The 14,733-nt window shown below is 69.4% G+C and carries 18 protein-coding genes and 1 tRNA gene; 11 read left to right on the forward strand and 8 right to left on the reverse strand.

Annotated features, from left to right (window positions below; translation table 11 throughout):
• The first annotated feature begins 54 nt into the window (after positions 1–54).
• Entirely contained in the window at positions 55–603 is a 549-nt protein-coding gene (locus B7K26_RS04405; RefSeq protein WP_200810948.1) for a GNAT family N-acetyltransferase, read from the forward strand.
• 15 nt (positions 604–618) lie between these two features.
• Here the strand turns inward: B7K26_RS04405 and B7K26_RS04410 are convergent, their stop codons facing one another.
• From B7K26_RS04410 to B7K26_RS04425, 4 genes are all read right to left on the reverse strand, one after another.
• Positions 619–1,344 carry a thermonuclease family protein gene (locus tag B7K26_RS04410; RefSeq protein ID WP_084077421.1) on the reverse strand — a complete coding sequence of 242 codons (726 nt, stop codon included), beginning with the start codon at positions 1,342–1,344 and terminating at the stop codon, positions 619–621.
• A 134-nt stretch (positions 1,345–1,478) separates the two neighbouring features.
• A tRNA-Pro gene (locus B7K26_RS04415) sits at positions 1,479–1,552 on the reverse strand.
• Positions 1,553–1,606: 54 nt separating this feature from the next.
• Complete coding sequence (locus B7K26_RS04420; RefSeq protein WP_084077422.1) at positions 1,607–2,515, reverse strand: metallophosphoesterase; 909 nt, start codon at positions 2,513–2,515, stop codon at positions 1,607–1,609.
• Between the two features lie 57 nt (positions 2,516–2,572).
• Complete coding sequence (locus tag B7K26_RS04425; protein ID WP_159449602.1) at positions 2,573–5,197, reverse strand: transglycosylase domain-containing protein; 2,625 nt, start codon at positions 5,195–5,197, stop codon at positions 2,573–2,575.
• Between the two features lie 119 nt (positions 5,198–5,316).
• Here B7K26_RS04425 and B7K26_RS12820 point away from each other — a divergent pair, with 119 nt between their 5' ends.
• On the forward strand, positions 5,317–5,469 hold the full coding sequence (locus B7K26_RS12820; protein ID WP_143340453.1) for a DUF4177 domain-containing protein: 153 nt from the start codon (positions 5,317–5,319) through the stop codon (positions 5,467–5,469).
• On the forward strand, positions 5,466–5,933 hold the full coding sequence (locus tag B7K26_RS04430) for a RidA family protein (RefSeq protein ID WP_084077424.1): 468 nt from the start codon (positions 5,466–5,468) through the stop codon (positions 5,931–5,933). The genes B7K26_RS12820 and B7K26_RS04430 overlap by 4 nt, the downstream gene beginning before the upstream one ends.
• 61 nt (positions 5,934–5,994) lie before the next feature.
• On the opposite strand, the gene B7K26_RS04435 is transcribed toward B7K26_RS04430, so the two are convergent.
• Together B7K26_RS04435 and B7K26_RS04440 are read right to left on the reverse strand one after the other, a co-directional pair.
• Entirely contained in the window at positions 5,995–6,687 is a 693-nt protein-coding gene (locus tag B7K26_RS04435; protein WP_084077425.1) for a Crp/Fnr family transcriptional regulator, read from the reverse strand.
• 10 nt (positions 6,688–6,697) lie between these two features.
• On the reverse strand, positions 6,698–7,087 hold the full coding sequence (locus B7K26_RS04440) for a hypothetical protein (protein ID WP_084077426.1): 390 nt from the start codon (positions 7,085–7,087) through the stop codon (positions 6,698–6,700).
• Positions 7,088–7,172: 85 nt separating this feature from the next.
• Here B7K26_RS04440 and nth point away from each other — a divergent pair, with 85 nt between their 5' ends.
• Positions 7,173–7,886 (forward strand): endonuclease III, encoded by a 714-nt coding sequence (gene nth, locus B7K26_RS04445; RefSeq protein ID WP_234998684.1) that lies wholly within the window; start codon positions 7,173–7,175, stop codon positions 7,884–7,886.
• A gap of 186 nt (positions 7,887–8,072) precedes the next feature.
• Here the strand turns inward: nth and nhaA are convergent, their stop codons facing one another.
• Together nhaA and B7K26_RS04455 are read right to left on the reverse strand one after the other, a co-directional pair.
• Entirely contained in the window at positions 8,073–9,428 is a 1,356-nt protein-coding gene (gene nhaA, locus B7K26_RS04450; protein ID WP_084077427.1) for a Na+/H+ antiporter NhaA, read from the reverse strand.
• A gap of 131 nt (positions 9,429–9,559) precedes the next feature.
• Positions 9,560–10,270 (reverse strand): response regulator transcription factor, encoded by a 711-nt coding sequence (locus tag B7K26_RS04455; protein WP_084077428.1) that lies wholly within the window; start codon positions 10,268–10,270, stop codon positions 9,560–9,562.
• 57 nt (positions 10,271–10,327) lie between these two features.
• Between B7K26_RS04455 and B7K26_RS04460 the strand changes: the two genes are divergently transcribed.
• From B7K26_RS04460 to dtd, 7 genes are all read left to right on the forward strand, one after another.
• Entirely contained in the window at positions 10,328–11,062 is a 735-nt protein-coding gene (locus tag B7K26_RS04460) for a hypothetical protein (RefSeq protein WP_084077429.1), read from the forward strand.
• A gap of 31 nt (positions 11,063–11,093) precedes the next feature.
• The gene (locus tag B7K26_RS13090; protein ID WP_084077430.1) at positions 11,094–11,528 is read left to right on the forward strand and encodes a thioredoxin family protein; all 435 of its coding nucleotides are present in this window, start codon (positions 11,094–11,096) and stop codon (positions 11,526–11,528) included.
• A gap of 21 nt (positions 11,529–11,549) precedes the next feature.
• Positions 11,550–11,993 (forward strand): DUF4395 domain-containing protein, encoded by a 444-nt coding sequence (locus tag B7K26_RS04470; RefSeq protein ID WP_084077431.1) that lies wholly within the window; start codon positions 11,550–11,552, stop codon positions 11,991–11,993.
• 154 nt (positions 11,994–12,147) lie between these two features.
• Complete coding sequence (locus tag B7K26_RS04475; protein ID WP_084077432.1) at positions 12,148–12,678, forward strand: FABP family protein; 531 nt, start codon at positions 12,148–12,150, stop codon at positions 12,676–12,678.
• A 9-nt stretch (positions 12,679–12,687) separates the two neighbouring features.
• Entirely contained in the window at positions 12,688–13,857 is a 1,170-nt protein-coding gene (locus B7K26_RS04480) for a folate-binding protein YgfZ (protein ID WP_234998685.1), read from the forward strand.
• A 79-nt stretch (positions 13,858–13,936) separates the two neighbouring features.
• Positions 13,937–14,260: a DUF2516 family protein gene (locus tag B7K26_RS04485; protein ID WP_159449603.1), complete on the forward strand. Its 324-nt coding sequence runs from the start codon at positions 13,937–13,939 to the stop codon at positions 14,258–14,260.
• 10 nt (positions 14,261–14,270) lie between these two features.
• Complete coding sequence (gene dtd / locus B7K26_RS04490; protein ID WP_084077434.1) at positions 14,271–14,696, forward strand: D-aminoacyl-tRNA deacylase; 426 nt, start codon at positions 14,271–14,273, stop codon at positions 14,694–14,696.
• Positions 14,697–14,733: the final 37 nt, after the last annotated feature.

Here is a 14,733-nt window from a genome sequence, read left to right on the forward strand (position 1 = left end):
CAGGCGTCGCGCCCCACCCGGCGCGATGTCAGTGGGGCGACCTAGGGTGACGGGGTGATCGCCACCGTCTCCGCCACCGACCGCCTCACCCTTCACCGACCCACGTCGTCCGACCTCGGCGACCTCCACGACCTCATGTCCGACCCCGCGGTGTGGACCCACTACCCGAGCCTCGTGCATCGCGACCTCGAGACCACCGAGGCCACCCTCGAGCGCTGGGAGGACTCCTGGCACGCGCACGGCCTGGGAGTGTGGGTCGCCCGCGATCACGAGGGCGGCTTCGTCGGCTACGGCGGCTGTGACGTGCGACGCGACGCGTTCTGGAACGTGGGGTACCGGCTGCGCCCGGAACACCAGGGCCGCGGCTACGCGACCGAACTGGCGCGCGCTGGCATCGCCGCGGCGCGGCGCCTGCGCCCCGAGATCCCCGTCGTGGCATACCTGCTCGAGGTCAACGCAGCGTCGGCGGCGGTGGCGCGCCGCGCGGGGCTCGTGGAGGTGCATCGGGCGCCCGATGCCGGCAACCCGGACCGAAGCGCCGTGCGCCTCGTGTTTGCCGACCGCAATCTCGACCGCCCTACGCTGACGAAGGTGCTCGCGTAGCAGGGGTCGCGAGGGTCACACCTTGGAGGCGCGATACCCCGCCTTCTTGGCGGCAGACTCGCTCTTGAAGCACACCTCCGGGGTGGTGGCGCTGTAGTACCGCCCTCCCGGCTTGTGATAGATCTTCGATGGCGCGTTGCCCTTGATCGGGAACGCCTTGGGGCAGTTCCATGTCGAGGCGGGCTGAGCCGAGCCGGAGGCGGACGGGACCCGCTTCATGACGTACGAGGTTCGTGGCATCGCGTACTTGGCGTCGGCTGACCGGTACGCCGATTGGCGCGGGTGCTTCTGGTAGCCGTCGCGGGAGTCGTAGCGTGCCTTGACCCAACCGGAGTTGATGAGGTGCTGACCGGCGTCTCGGTCCTTCCCGTTGACCTTCACCTTGACGTAGCGCAGCAAACGTCCGTGGGCGTCCTTGTTCTGGACCCCCTTGACCGCGGTCACCCACACGGTGCGCTTGTACAGGAGGTCCCGCAGCACCCTCGTCGCAGACACGTAGCCGCGCTGGCCGCTCTCGGGGGCGTCGACGCCGATGAGGCGAATCTTGGTGCCTTTCGACGTGACAATCGTGTCGCCGTCGATCACCTTGGCGACAGTGATCTTGTGCGTCGTGGTGGTCTTGACGACGGCCGCGTCGGCGGGTACCGCGCCGCTGACGACCAGCATCGATGCCAGGGCGGCGATAACGATGGCCGCCGCTGTCCTCCAGGTGAAGCCCCTGACCGTGCCGTGACCACTCATGCGCCCTCATCGCCCTTCGTGAACCGGTGCCCTGCGGTGCAAGCCCGTGCGTCGACGACGCGGAGAGCTAGGCACCGAAATGGCCATAAAAAATCCCCGGCGGGCCCTGTGATGGGCCCACCGGGGATCTGCAGTCGGGGTGACAGGATTTGAACCTGCGACCTCGTCGTCCCGAACGACGCGCGCTACCAAGCTGCGCCACACCCCGTGAAAACAGCCGTGTCAGGATACCCGATGAATGGCCTGGAAACCTAACCGGCCCCTAGGCCCGCCGCGGCAGCAGCGTGAGCATCGTCGCCTCGGGCCTGCAGGCCAGGCGCACTGGCGTGTACGGCGACGTTCCCAGGCCCGCGGAGACGTGCAGCCAGGCACTCTCGGAGCCGCCCTGCTCGTCGGGCCGCGGTCCCGGCCAGCCGTGCAGTCCGCTGGCCCGCGTGGTGTCGAGATCGCAGTTGGTCACGAGCGCGCCCTTGCCGGGAACGTTGACCTGGCCACCGTGAGTGTGGCCCGCGAGGATCACCTCGGCGCCGTCCTCCCTCAGCTGGCCCAGCGCACGCAGATACGGGGCGTGCACGACGCCGATCTGGAGCGCGGCTTCGGCGGCCTCCTCGGCGGGGGCGGGAAGGCGGTCACGGCCGATGTGCGGGTCGTCCAGGCCCACAAAGGAGACCTGCAGCCCGGCGACCTCGAGAGAAGTACGCACGTTGTTCAGGTTCACCCAGCCGCCGGTCTCGAGGCCGGCGGTGAGCGCGTCCGTGTCGAGGCTGGTCTTCCCGTCGCGTGCCTGGGTGGGCTCCTTGAGGTACTTCAGAGGATTGCGCGGCGTGGGCGCGAAGTAGTCGTTCGAGCCGTGCACAAAAACGCCGGGGAACGCCATGAGCGGCTCAAGTGCCTCGAGCGCCGTCGGCACCGCGTCGACGTGAGCGAGATTGTCGCCCGTGTCCACCACGAGGTCCGGACGGAAGCGTGCAAGGTCCCGTACCCACGCTACCTTGCGACGCTGCGCCGGCGTGAGGTGGAGGTCCGACAGGTGAAGGATGCGGATCGGCTTAGATCCAGGCGGCAGCACCGGAGCGGCGATCTGGCGCACCGTGAAGGACTGCGCCTCCACGAGGCTCCACGCGAGCACTCCTGCACCGGCGGCCACGGCCGCCCCGAGCACGCGCTTCACGAGAGGGTCTCGCTCGCCTCAGCGGCCGACGCCGAGGCGGCCCCGGCGTCACGAACGTTAGTCATCGTCGTTGCCCCGTCCATTGCCGTTCCCATTGCCGTTTCCGGGGTCCGCAGACGAGCCATCCTCCGAGAAGCCGGGGCACGGCTCGTTCTTGTCTTCGTTCCACCAGTCCTCGGGGTCTTCACACTGCGCGGCTTCCTCCGCAACCCAGCCACTGGGCGGGTTCGTCTCGAACTCGGCAGGGGGCCACGTCGAGCCCCAGTAGTCACTCGGCGCCTCGTTCTGATCCCAACCCTCGGGCCAGGTGTACCACCACTCGGGCAACTGGTCGGTAGCAAGGGTCAGGCGGATCGTGGTGCCGGGTGTCACCATGGCACCCGAACCGTAACTCTGAGCGGCGACGTTTCCACTCTCCACCGTCGACGAATACACAGGGGTCTCGGAGAAGCTCACGCGGAAGCCCAACTCGGCGAGCTCATCACGCGCCTGCCACTGACGCATCCCAATCACATTCGGCACACGCACGGGGATACCGTTCAGGACGTCGTCCGTCGGCTCGTCGAAGTCGACCTGCTCCTGGCCGTCGAGCGCGCGATTCATGAAGCGCGACCACGTGGGTCCGGCGATCGTGGAGCCGTACACGTAGTTGTACCACTGGCCGTTGATCGTCACGTTCTGCTGCGGGGTGTCCTCATCGGGGTTGCCCAGCCAGAACACCGAGACGAGCTGCGGGGTAAAGCCCGCGAACCACGTGTGGGAGTTGTTCTGCGAGGTACCCGTCTTACCCGCCGCGGGCCGGCCGTCAGCGAGCTGCGAGTTCCTTCCCGCATTGGTTTCGAGCACACCCTCCATCGCGTAGGTCACGCCGTCGGCAACCTCCTTCGAGATGGCCTGGCGGCAATCCTTCTGCGGGACGGCGATCTCCTCGCCGTTGGCATCGGTGATCGAGCGGATTGCCAAGGGCTCGCAGTGCACGCCGCCGTTCGCATACGTCTGGTAGACCTCGGCCATCGTGAGCGGCGAACCGTTCTGCGAGCCGATGATGGATGACGGGTACAGCAGGAAGTCGGAACCGTCGGCGTTCTGATAGCCCATGGCCTCGCCGACGTCCCGGATGTCACACAGGTCGAGCTGGCTCGCCATGTCGGCGAACGCCGTGTTGATGGAGCGCGCGGTCGCGTCGAGGACCGTGATGTATCCCTGGCTGTCCTCGCCGACGTTACCCGGCGACCAGCTTCCGGAGGTCAGGACGGGGCCTTCGCACGTCTCCGCCCAGTTCTCGCTGGTCCACTTCTGCTTGCCGGCGTTGACGTACTCCTTGAGCGAGTGGCCCTCCTGCAGCCAGTCGGCCAACACGATCGTCTTGAACGTCGAGCCGACCGAGAAGCCCTTCGAGCCACCCCACTCGCGATCAACGGAGTAGTTGATCGATGTCGAATTCTCCGCTTCGGCGGCAGGATCGTAGGACCTGTTCTGGGTCATCGACAGGATCTCGCCCGTGGACGGGTCCAGCGCCACCATCGCCATCGCGTAGCCGTTGGCGTCGCCGGCCGGCACCGAGTTGTAGAGCTCCTCGGTCGCGATCTTCTGCTTCTTCACGTCGAGCGTGGTGATGATGTCGAGGCCACCCTTGTACAGCAGCTGCGTGCCGCTCTGGCCGTCGGAATTGAAGACCTCGTTCTTCGCGATCACCTTCGTGACGTAGTCACAGAAGAACGGGGCGATGTCGGAGGCCGCACACGAGACGAGCGGCTTCGACACGTTGAGGGTGTCCTCGACGGGCGTGGCCTCGTACTCGTCGAACTCGGCCTTCGTGATCATGCCCTGCTCGTACATGGTGCCCAGCACCGTGTCGCGGCGCTTCTCGGCGGCGTCGTAGTTGTTGGAGCCGTCCTCGAAGACGCGGGTGGGGTCCCACTTCGAGGGGTTCTGCGTGACGCCGGCAATGGTCGCCGCCTCGATCGCGGTGAGCTCCGAGGCGGGCTTCGAGAAGTAGTACTGGGCGGCCGACTCGACGCCGTAGAGGCTGTTACCGCCGAACTGCGCGATGTTCAGGTACTGCTGGAGGATCTCCTCCTTGCCGCAGTCCACGGCGGGGTCATCGGCGGAGCACTCGGCGCCTAACTGCTCGTCGAGGTTCTGCTCGAGCGCGAGGGCCAGGCGCCACTCGCGGATCTTGCGGGGCAGCGACACCTCGGTGGCATCCTCAATGGCCTCGTCGTCGCCCTCGTTCTCTGCCGCCTGCAGCAGCGTGTTCTTCACGAGCTGCTGGGTCAGCGTCGACGCACCTGGCGAGGAGTCAGAGGTGAGGTTCGTGTAAGCGGCGCTCAGGAGGCCTTCGCCGTCCACGCCGTGGTGCTCCCAGAAGCGGCGGTCCTCGACGGCCACGATGGCCTTCTGCATCCAGGGGGAGATCTCCTCGAGGGGGACCACCACACGGTTCTGGCTGTAGAAGGTCGCAAGCAGCGTCTTGCCGTCGCGCGCGTAGATGTTCGACTGCTGCGACAGCGACACGTCCTGAAGCTCGTCGGGAAGGTCCTCGAAGAGGTCGGAGGTCCCCTCGGCCGCCGAGGCGCCCACGGTCGCCGCCGGCAGCGCGATGCCCGCGAGCAGGAATCCACCGATGACGGAGAACGCAACGAACGTCAGCAGAGCGCTGACGAGCTGAACAGCGGTCACGCGCCCACCAGGGCGCGCAGAACCAGAGGACCTTGAAGCCATACACCAACCTTACGTTGCTGACACAACGCGCCACGAACCCTGAGAGTTTCCTGAGGCGGCGGGCTACGCTCGTGACCATGACCAAGTGGGAATACTCGACAGTGCCGCTCATCGACCACGTGACCAAGCAGATCCTCGATCAGTGGGGCGACGACGGCTGGGAGCTCGTCCAGGTCGTCACCGGCCCCACCGGCGGCCTCGTCGCCTACATGAAGCGGGAGAAGGCGTGACCGCATCGGCTCGCCTCGCCGAGCTCGGGCTGACGCTTCCCGAGGTCGCCACCCCCGTCGGCACCTACGTGCCAGCACTGCGCCACGGCGACCTGATCTACACCTCGGGCCAGCTCCCCCTCGTCGACGGAACGCTCCTGGCGTCCGGCGTCGTGGGCCAGCGCGGCGGCGACGTCACCCCTGAGCGCGCCAACGAGTGCGCGCGCGTAGCCGTGCTCAACGCCATCGCGGCCGCGGCCGCCGTCGCGGGCGGCATTGACAACATCGCCAGCATCGTGAAGCTCACGGGCTTCGTGGCGTCGGCTCCCGGCTTCACCGCCCAGCCCGCTGTCGTCAACGGCGCGTCCGGCATCCTCGCCGACGTGTTCGGCGAGCCCGGCCGTCACGCCCGTTCGGCGGTCGGCGTCGCGGCGCTGCCCCTGGGCGCGCCGGTGGAGATCGAACTCATCGTCGCCACGCGCTAGTTCCGGTGGCCGATGCGGTGGCGACGCCCCGGACACGGGGCGCCACCGCATCGGCCGCGACTTAGCGGGACCGGGCGCGCAGCCGCTCGGGCTCGTAGACGTCGACGGCGCCAATGTGCACGTCGATCCAGCCCCGCGAGGCGAACTCCGCGAGCGCCTTGTTGACCGTCTCGCGGGAGGCGCCGACCAGCTGGGCGAGCTCCTCCTGCGTCAGACCGTGGCGCACGGTGATGTGGCCGCGCTCCATGCGTCCGAAGCGGTGCCCCAGGTCGAGGATCGCCTTCGCGACGCGGCCGGGGACATCCGAGAAGACAAGGTCGGCCATCGAGTTGGACAGGCGACGAATCCGCTGGGCGAGCGCGCGCAGCAGGTGGCGCGACATCTCCAGGTGGTCATCGAGCCACCGGTCCAAGATCTCCTTGGGGAGCTCGTAGACCACCGAGTCTTCGACGGCGTGGGCGCGAGACACGCGCGGGCCTGGATCGAAGACGGACAGTTCGCCGGCCATGTCGCCCACGCCGAGCAGGCCCAGCAGGTTCTCGCGGCCGTCGCGCGCGGTGCGGGCCAGTTTGATCTTGCCCTTGACGATAATGAACATGGCCTGGCCAAGGTCGCCCTCGTTGAAGAGCACCTCGCCGCGCGTCAGTTCGATCCTGGTCATCTGCTCGATGAGGGAACGCGCGCTGTCGGCGTCCATCCCACCGAACAGGGGCGACGAGCGCAGCAGCTGCACCTCTCGGGGCGACTGTGGCATCGCCACCTCCTTAAACCTGTCCGCGATGCGCCTGTCCCAACGCTCTCACCATCTGTGCGGTCACGGACTCGAGGTTCTCCGCGACGCGCGTCTCGTAAGACTCTAGCCGTGCATCGAGCGCGGCAAGGGCTTCCACGCTGGTCGGGGACGACTCGGCCGATTCCGGCCATACCGCTCCGGACAGCTCCGATGCCGTCGGGGCGTCGGCCGCCAGCGCCTCCCACGCATCGGGCAAACCCAGGCGTCCCAGCTCCTCACCATCCGTGAGCTGGGCGACTTCCAGGTCGCGCCGAGCCACGACGAGGCGTCGCCACCAGCGCACGCGCGCGAGCTCGCGGCGCATCTCGCGGCGGCGCAGACGCAGGTCGGCAAGCAGCACCGTCTCGTCGGTCACGGTCATGTCACCTCCGTCGCACGCCGAACACCTGACATCCGCCTTATCGGCGGCAGGCGAGGGTCGCTAAAGAATCACTTAGGGTGGCGCCATGGCCTCCCGCACCCCCCTCACCGTCGCCGATGCGGCCATGCAGTCGCCGCCCGTGTCGCTTACGCGGCGCGCGCGTGCGGTGAACCGGGCGCTTGCCGAGGTCTATCCCGATGCTCACTGCGAGCTGGACTACGAGACCCCGTTCCAGCTCCTGGTCGCCACGGTGCTCAGCGCGCAGTGCACGGACGTGCGCGTCAACCAGGTGACCCCCGGCCTGTTCGCGGTCTACCCCGATGCCCATGCGTTGGCGGGCGCTGACCGCGACCGGCTCGAGGCACTCATCAAGCCCACCGGCTTCTACCGCGCCAAGGCGGAGTCGCTGCTGGGGCTCAGCCGCGACATCGTCGAGCGCTACGACGGCGAGGTGCCCGGGCGCCTCAAGGACCTCGTGACGCTGCGAGGGGTGGGCCGCAAGACGGCGAATGTGGTCCTGGGCAACGCCTTCGGCGTGCCGGGCATCACGGTCGACACGCACATGGGCCGGCTCGCCAGGCGCCTCGGCCTCACTGTCAACGAGGACCCTGTAGTGGTGGAGCGCGAACTCATGGCGCTCATCGAACGGCGCGAGTGGACCCTGTGGTCGCACCGCGTGATCTTCCACGGGCGGCGCCGCTGCAAGGCGCGCAAGCCCGAATGCGGTCAGTGCGAGATCGCGGCAATGTGCCCGAGCGCCCCCGGCGCCCGCACCCGCCCCGCCTCAGCCCCCTCATAATCCGTCAAATGGATCCATCTGGCTCGCCTAAGGCGGTCAATGAGGGGAAATCGACCGCACCAGTGCCGTGACGTCCTGAGCGCGCTCCACGTCGCCACCGCATCGGCAATAAAGAACCGCGGGGGCGCCTCGCTTCAGCGCGGCGCCCCCGCGGTCGATTCTGACTCTTCAGGTGTCTTTGACGAGTCAGTTGGATCCATTTGACGGGGTCGAGTCCTCGGAGGGGTGCGGCAGCTCGTCCGGGTGGACGTGCTCCGCGCGGGCGCCGTGCGCCTTCGCCACCTCCTGGTTAACCTCGGTCGAGGTCGAGCGCTGCTCGTAGAGCCGCTGGTAGTGGCGGTCGCGCCAGGTCAGCAGGACGGCACCGATGACCGCGGCCGTGACGGACGCGAAGAGCACCGCCATCTTGACCTCCTCCGCGACGTCCTCGTTGCCCGCGAAGGCGAGGTCGCCGATGAGGAGCGACACGGTGAAGCCGATGCCCGCCACGAAGCTGACGGAGCCCACGTCCCACCAGGACAGCCCGCGATCGAGCCCGGCACCCAACAGCTTGGCGGCGATGAAGGTGAACAGCACGATGCCTAGCGGCTTGCCGATCACGAGGCCAAGGAAGATTCCCTGCGCGATCGGGTCGGACACCGCCGCGGACAGGTTCTCTGCGTTGATGGTGACGCCGGCGGCGAAGAGGGCGAAGATCGGCACGGCGACGCCTGCCGACATGGGACGCCACTTGTGCTCCCAGTGCTCCGCGAGGGCGTGCTTCTCGCCCTTGGCCGCGAGCGCGGGGACGGTCATACCGAGCGCAACGCCCGCGATGGTGGCGTGCACGCCGGATGCGTGCATGAAGGCCCACGCGGCGACGCCCAGCGGGATGAGCAGCCACCAGTAGGTGATGCGCTTGCGCGCGAGGAAGCCGAAGATCGCGATGCACACCGCGGAGGCGATCAGCCACTCGAAGTGCAAGTCCTCCGAGAAGAACGCGGCGATGATGATGATCGCCAGCAGGTCATCGACCACGGCGAGGGTCAGCAGGAAGGCACGCAGCGCGGCCGGCAGCCACTTGCCCACCACCGCGAGGACGGCGATGGCGAAGGCGATGTCCGTCGCTGTCGGCACTGCCCATCCTGCCGTGGACCCGCCGTCCTGCAGCACGTTGGTCGCGATGTAGATGCCGGCGGGGACCGCCATGCCTCCGATCGCGGCAACGATGGGCACGATGGCCGTGGCCGGTCGGCGAAGCTCACCGGCGACGATCTCGCGTTTGAGTTCGAGGCCCACCACGAAGAAGAAGATCGCGAGCAGGCCGTCCTTGGCCCAGTCGCCGACCGACAGGTGCAAGTGGAGCGACTCGGGGCCGAACTCGAAGTCACGCAGCGACTCGTAGCCGCCCGACCACGCCGAGTTCGCCCACACGAGGGCCAGCACCGTGCCCAGCAGGAGCAGCAGCCCCCCGGCGCGTTCGGTGCGCAGCACGTCGGACAGGGTGCGCTCGGTGGAGGGGGTCAGCTTGGAAAAGAGGCGGGCCGCGGGATCTTTGGCCATCGGATCAGTCCGTTCGGGTCACGTCACAGGGATGACGTCCAGACTACCGAGCGCGCGCACGCGGCGAGGTCGCCCGCGGGGACTACTCCGCGCGGCGGAGACAGGTACCGACGGCCGATGCCGTGGCCGGGTCAGGCGCCGGCCGACTCGGGCGCGGGGGCAGCCTTGGGCGACGGCGGGTCGAAACGGTAGCCGACGTTGCGCACGGTGCCGATGAGCTGCTCGTGCTCGGCGCCGAGCTTCGCGCGCAGGCGACGCACGTGGACGTCGACGGTGCGGGTGCCGCCGTAGTAGTCGAAGCCCCACACCTCTTGAAGCAGCTGGTCGCGCGTGTACACGCGGCCCGGGTGCTGCATCAGGTACTTGAGGAGCTCGAACTCCTTGTAGGTGAGGTCGAGCGGCACGCCCTTGAGGCGGGCTGTGTAGCCGCCCACGTCGACGGTGAGGTCGCCCGAGGAGAACTCGGCGGCCTTCTCGAGGGGATCCTGCTGGTTGGCGCGGCCCACGAGGAGGCGGATGCGCGCCTCGACCTCGGCCGGCACGGCATCGGCAAGCACCACGTCGTCGGCGCCCCAGTCGGCGTTGACGATCGATAGGCCACCCTCGCGCAGCACCAGCAGGAGCGGCACGGACACGCCCGTCACCTGCACCAGCTTGCAGTTGTTGCGCGCCTCGGCGAGGTCGTGGCGGCCGTCGATGACGATCACGTCGGCATCGAAGGCGTCGAGCATCGCCTGCGGATCGGGGGGAAGCGCGCGGGTCCGGTGAGGGAGCAACCCGAGCGCGGGCAACACGTCGGTCGCCCCGTCCGGAGACGGGGTAAGCACCAGCAGGTCTGCCACACGCCACCTCCGTTCGGCCATCACTCTAGCGGCGCATTCTCTGAGACACTAACCCCCATGAATCCCACGACCCGCGCGTCCATCACTGCCGTGTGTGCAGCGGTGATCGCGGCGACCGGGTTCCTGGGGGTGCGCTGGCTGGGCCTCGCGCTCGCGCTCGGCATGGTGTTGTTCGCCGCCGGCTGGCCCGAACTGCTGCGCGTGCCGCACCGTCGCGTGAGCGCCGCCGTGGTGGGCCTGGGCGGTCTGCTCGCGCTCGCCACCGTGGTGATGGGCGACTCCGAGCCGTACCTGCGGTACATGGTGATCGCGATCGCGGCCATCGTCATCGCGTCGCTCGCCACCGAGATCTTCGTCCCCAGCCCCGCCGGTCGCGCGGCGGGAGCCGTCGCCGCCACCGCCGCGGGCGGCACGATCGCCGCCACCGGCGCCGCGTGGCTCGCGGCCGGCCGCACCGTGGGAGCCGAGGACCTCGTCGTCGCCTCCGCCGCCGCCATGGCGCTCGCTGCTGTCGCCTCGGTCCTCACGCGCAACGGCACGGCGAACGCCATCATCGCGTTCGCCGTCGGCATCGGCGCCGGCGCCGCGCTCGCCTACCTGTTCGACTCCCTTCCCTGGTACGCGGGAGTGCTCGTGGGTGGCATCGGGGCCGCCTCCGTGGTGCTCATGAACGAGCTCGCCAGGCGCGAGCCCCCCGCCACCTCGCTGTGGGCGGGAATAGCCTCTGGCGTCACGCCCGTTCTTGCCGTCGGCGCCCTGGTGTACCTGGGCGGCAGGCTCCTGGTCGGCTAACCCGGCCGCCCTCTCACCCCAGGGAATCCTCGTGCTCGTCAAGATCCTCCTCATCGCGGCGCTCCTCGCCGTCGTGAGCGTCGGCTACCTGTGGTGGCAGCGCCGCCAGGGCGAGGTGCGCGAGGTCGAGCGGGCGGGAGCTCTCACCAGCGCGCAGATCGGCGCCCAGCGCGGCTACTACGCCACCTTCGTGCAGTTCTCCACGCCGATGTGCGCCAAGTGCCCCGGCACGGCCCGCCTCCTCAAGGAGGTGGCCACCGAGCAGCCTCACGTGAGCCACGTCGAGGTCGACGCGTCGGTGCGGCTTGATCTTGCGCGCGAGCTGTCCATCATGCGCACCCCGACCACGCTGGTGCTTGACGGCGACGGCACCATCGTCGCCCGTATGGACGGCGCGCCCACGGCCGCGCAGGCGCGCGAGGCGCTCGCCAAGGTCCACACCGCCGGCACCGAGTACACGATTTAGACTCCGCCTGAGGAGGCACTCATGACCAGCACCGACATCCGCATCGACCCGCGCGGCGTCCGCTTCGGCGCCGCCGTCACCCTCGCCTTCGCACTGCTCGCGGTGCTGCTCGGCCCGGGCACGGCGGGCACCGTCGCCATGGCGATCCTGGTGGTGCTGTTCCTGCCCGGCGCGATCGTGGGCCCCCAGGCCACCCCGCAGTCGTGGCTGTTCAAGCGCGTCATCCGACCGCGCCTCGCGCCCTCGACCGAGACCGAGTCCTTCCGCCCGCCGCGCTTCGCGCAGCAGATGGGGCTCGCCATGGCGGTGCTGGCCCTCGTCTTCGGCCTCGCGAACCTCGCCGTGGGCTTCTACGTATTCGCGGTCTTCGTCCTCATCGCCTCGTTCCTCAACTCGGTGTTCGGGTTCTGCCTCGGGTGCGAGATCTACCTCGGTGTGAAGAAGGCGACCACGCGCGCAGCCTGACGCCCGCTCGACCCAGCCACCGCATCGGCCGTAGTAGCCTGGGCGCCATGACTGCACTGGAAGCCGTCTTCACGGCCCTCGCCGTGCTGGCCTTCGGTGGTGCCGCCTGGACGTGCGGCATCGTGGGCTGGCGCCTGCTGAAGAGCCCGCAGCGTTGAGTTTCGTCATCCCCGACGACCTCGCGCCCGAGGCATACCCGCTCGCCTGGCTGGTCGGACGCTGGTCCGGCCACGGCGAGATCGACTACCCCGGCATCCCCAAGGCCGAGATCGTCCAGGACATCGTCTTCGACCACGACGGCGGGCCGTACCTGACGTACACGTGCACCACGAGCCTGCGCGGCACCGACGAGGTGCCGGGCGACGTCTGGTCCGTCGAGTCCGGCTTCTGGCGCGTCGCGCCGAACGCCCCCGAGGGAGTCGAGCTGGAGGACTTCCAGCACCCCCTCGAGATCGTCATGTCCGAGGCCTCCGGCGTCCTCAGTTGCTACATGGGAGCGGTGGGCAACGGCCGCATCGACCTCGCCACCCGGTTCGCCGCGGCCACCGAGACGGGCCCGTCCGTGCGCGGCGGCACCCGCATGTATGGGCTTGTCGAGGGCGAGCTCATGTGGGCGTGGGACCTCGCGGCGTTCGGCCAGGAGCTCCAGTCGTACATGAGTGCACGCCTGAAGCGCGTCGAATAGGAATCCCCGATGGACGCCACGCGTTCCGCCACCATGACCTCCCCCCTGCTGTCCCGCCATGGCGCCGTGTCCGACACGGCCGCCGATGCCGCCGTCGCCTGGCACTACGGTGACCCCACCGCCGAGCAGCGTGCCCTTCAGGCCGGCCGCGCGGTGGTGGACCAGTCGCACCTGGGCATCGTCACGGTCACAGGGCCCGACCGCCTGAGCTGGCTCGACTCGCTCAGCACCCAGGCAGTGGGGACCCTCGCTCCCGGTCAGTCCAGCGAGCTGATGATCCTGTCCCCGCAGGGGCGGATCGAGCACGTCGCGGGCGCCGTCGACGACGGCGAGACCACGTGGCTCATCACCGAGACCGCCGAGGGCCTGGCCACCTTCCTCGACCGCATGCGCTTCATGCTGCGCGTCGAGGTGGCCGATGCGACGGCCGGCTGGGCGGCGCTTGGCGAGGCAGTGGCGGCTCCCGCCGCCGACGGCGAGCCCGTCACCTGGGTGGACCCGTGGCCCGGCGTCACCGAGGGCGGCACCACCTACGCGGCCGATGCCTCCTCGCACCCCGGCGCCGACCGCGCCTGGCGCCTGGTGTTGGTGCCGCGCGGGAGCCTCGAGGCCGAGGTGGACGCCCGGCTCGAGGCGGGCTGGACGCTCGCGGGCACCTGGGCGAGCGAGGCCGAGCGCATCGCCGCCTACCGCCCCAGGGCCGCGTACGAGGTCGACGCCACCACGCTTCCCCACGAACTCGACTGGCTGCGCACCGCGGTGCACCTCCACAAGGGCTGCTACCGCGGCCAGGAGACCGTCGCCAAGGTCCACAACGTGGGCCGCCCCCCGCGTCGGCTGACGCTGCTGCACCTCGACGGTTCCGCACACACGCTTCCCGACCGCGGCGCCCCCGTGATGCTGGGCGACGGCGACGCCGCCAAGGAGGTGGGCCACGTGACGTCCGTGGCGCGCCACCACGAGTACGGGCCCGTCGCGCTGGCAGTGCTGAAGCGGTCCACCGACCCGTCGGCCACCCTCACGGTCCCCTCGGACGGCGGCGACCTCGCGGCCAATCAGGAGCTCATCGTGAACGCCGACGGCTTCTCCGCCGACCGCCCCGACAAGCCCGGTCCCACGATGAAGGGCCTGCTGATGGGCAAGGGCTGCGCCGCCGACGGCGGCGACATGCCGGCGTGAGTCCCGCGGCATCGGCCGTCCGCACGCGCGCCCCTAGACTGGCCTGAGCCCGACCCCCACCTCACCCGCGGAGGCCACCGTGCTCGATTCCCTGCAGAACCTCATCCTCGTCGCGCTGTCCGTGGCGCTGTTCGTCGCGGCCGTCTGGGGCCTCATCGACGCCCTGCGCTACCCGGAGTCGTCCTACCAGGCTGCGGGAAAGCAGACCAGGACTTTGTGGGCGGTGCTGCTGGGTGCCTCGACCCTGGTGTCGTTCCTGCTGCTGGGCGGCGGGGTGATGAGCCTGTTCGGCATCGCGTCCGTGGTGATCGTGCTGCTCTACTTCGTCGACGTGCGCCCCAAGCTGCAGCAGTACGGCGGCCGCGGGCGGCGCACCCCGCGCCAGCAGTCCGGCGGCTGGTGAGTCTCGCGGCATGAGGGCAGTGCTGCAGCGCGCCTCAAGCGCGTCCGTGACCGTCGACGGCGAGGTCGTGTCATCCTTCGACCGCCAGGGGATCGTCGCCCTCGTGGGTGTCACGCATGACGACGGGCCCGAGCAGGTCGAGACGATCGCCCGCAAGATCGCCGAGCTGCGCCTCCTCGACGGCGAGACCTCGGTGGCCGATGCCGGGGCGCCGGTCATCGTCGTGTCCCAGTTCACGCTGTACGCCGACGTGCGCAAGGGTCGCCGCCCCTCCTGGAATGGCGCGGCGCCTGGGCCCGTGGCCGAGCCCCTGGTCGACGCGGTGGTCGACGCGCTGCGAGCGCGCGGGCTGACTGTCGGTACAGGCGTGTTCGGCGCCATGATGGACGTGGCCCTGGTCAACGACGGGCCGATGACCATCCTGGTCGAGGCCTGACGATCGCCGAGGTCTGACGCTCGCCCGGTTCGCGGCC

Origin of the sequence: Demequina sp. NBRC 110057, assembly GCF_002090175.1 — a bacterium.
Taxonomy (GTDB): domain Bacteria; phylum Actinomycetota; class Actinomycetes; order Actinomycetales; family Demequinaceae; genus Demequina.

Coding starts and splice junctions, on each gene's coding strand:
- B7K26_RS04480 (WP_234998685.1), top strand. CDS start 12,688: ATGGACGCCACGCGTTCCGCCACCATGACCTCCCCCCTGCTGTCCCGC.
- B7K26_RS04470 (WP_084077431.1), top strand. CDS start 11,550: ATGACCAGCACCGACATCCGCATCGACCCGCGCGGCGTCCGCTTCGGC.
- dtd (WP_084077434.1), top strand. CDS start 14,271: ATGAGGGCAGTGCTGCAGCGCGCCTCAAGCGCGTCCGTGACCGTCGAC.
- nhaA (WP_084077427.1), bottom strand. CDS start 9,428: ATGGCCAAAGATCCCGCGGCCCGCCTCTTTTCCAAGCTGACCCCCTCC.
- B7K26_RS04410 (WP_084077421.1), bottom strand. CDS start 1,344: ATGAGTGGTCACGGCACGGTCAGGGGCTTCACCTGGAGGACAGCGGCG.
- B7K26_RS12820 (WP_143340453.1), top strand. CDS start 5,317: ATGACCAAGTGGGAATACTCGACAGTGCCGCTCATCGACCACGTGACC.
- B7K26_RS04440 (WP_084077426.1), bottom strand. CDS start 7,087: ATGACCGTGACCGACGAGACGGTGCTGCTTGCCGACCTGCGTCTGCGC.
- B7K26_RS04460 (WP_084077429.1), top strand. CDS start 10,328: ATGAATCCCACGACCCGCGCGTCCATCACTGCCGTGTGTGCAGCGGTG.
- B7K26_RS04435 (WP_084077425.1), bottom strand. CDS start 6,687: ATGCCACAGTCGCCCCGAGAGGTGCAGCTGCTGCGCTCGTCGCCCCTG.
- nth (WP_234998684.1), top strand. CDS start 7,173: ATGGCCTCCCGCACCCCCCTCACCGTCGCCGATGCGGCCATGCAGTCG.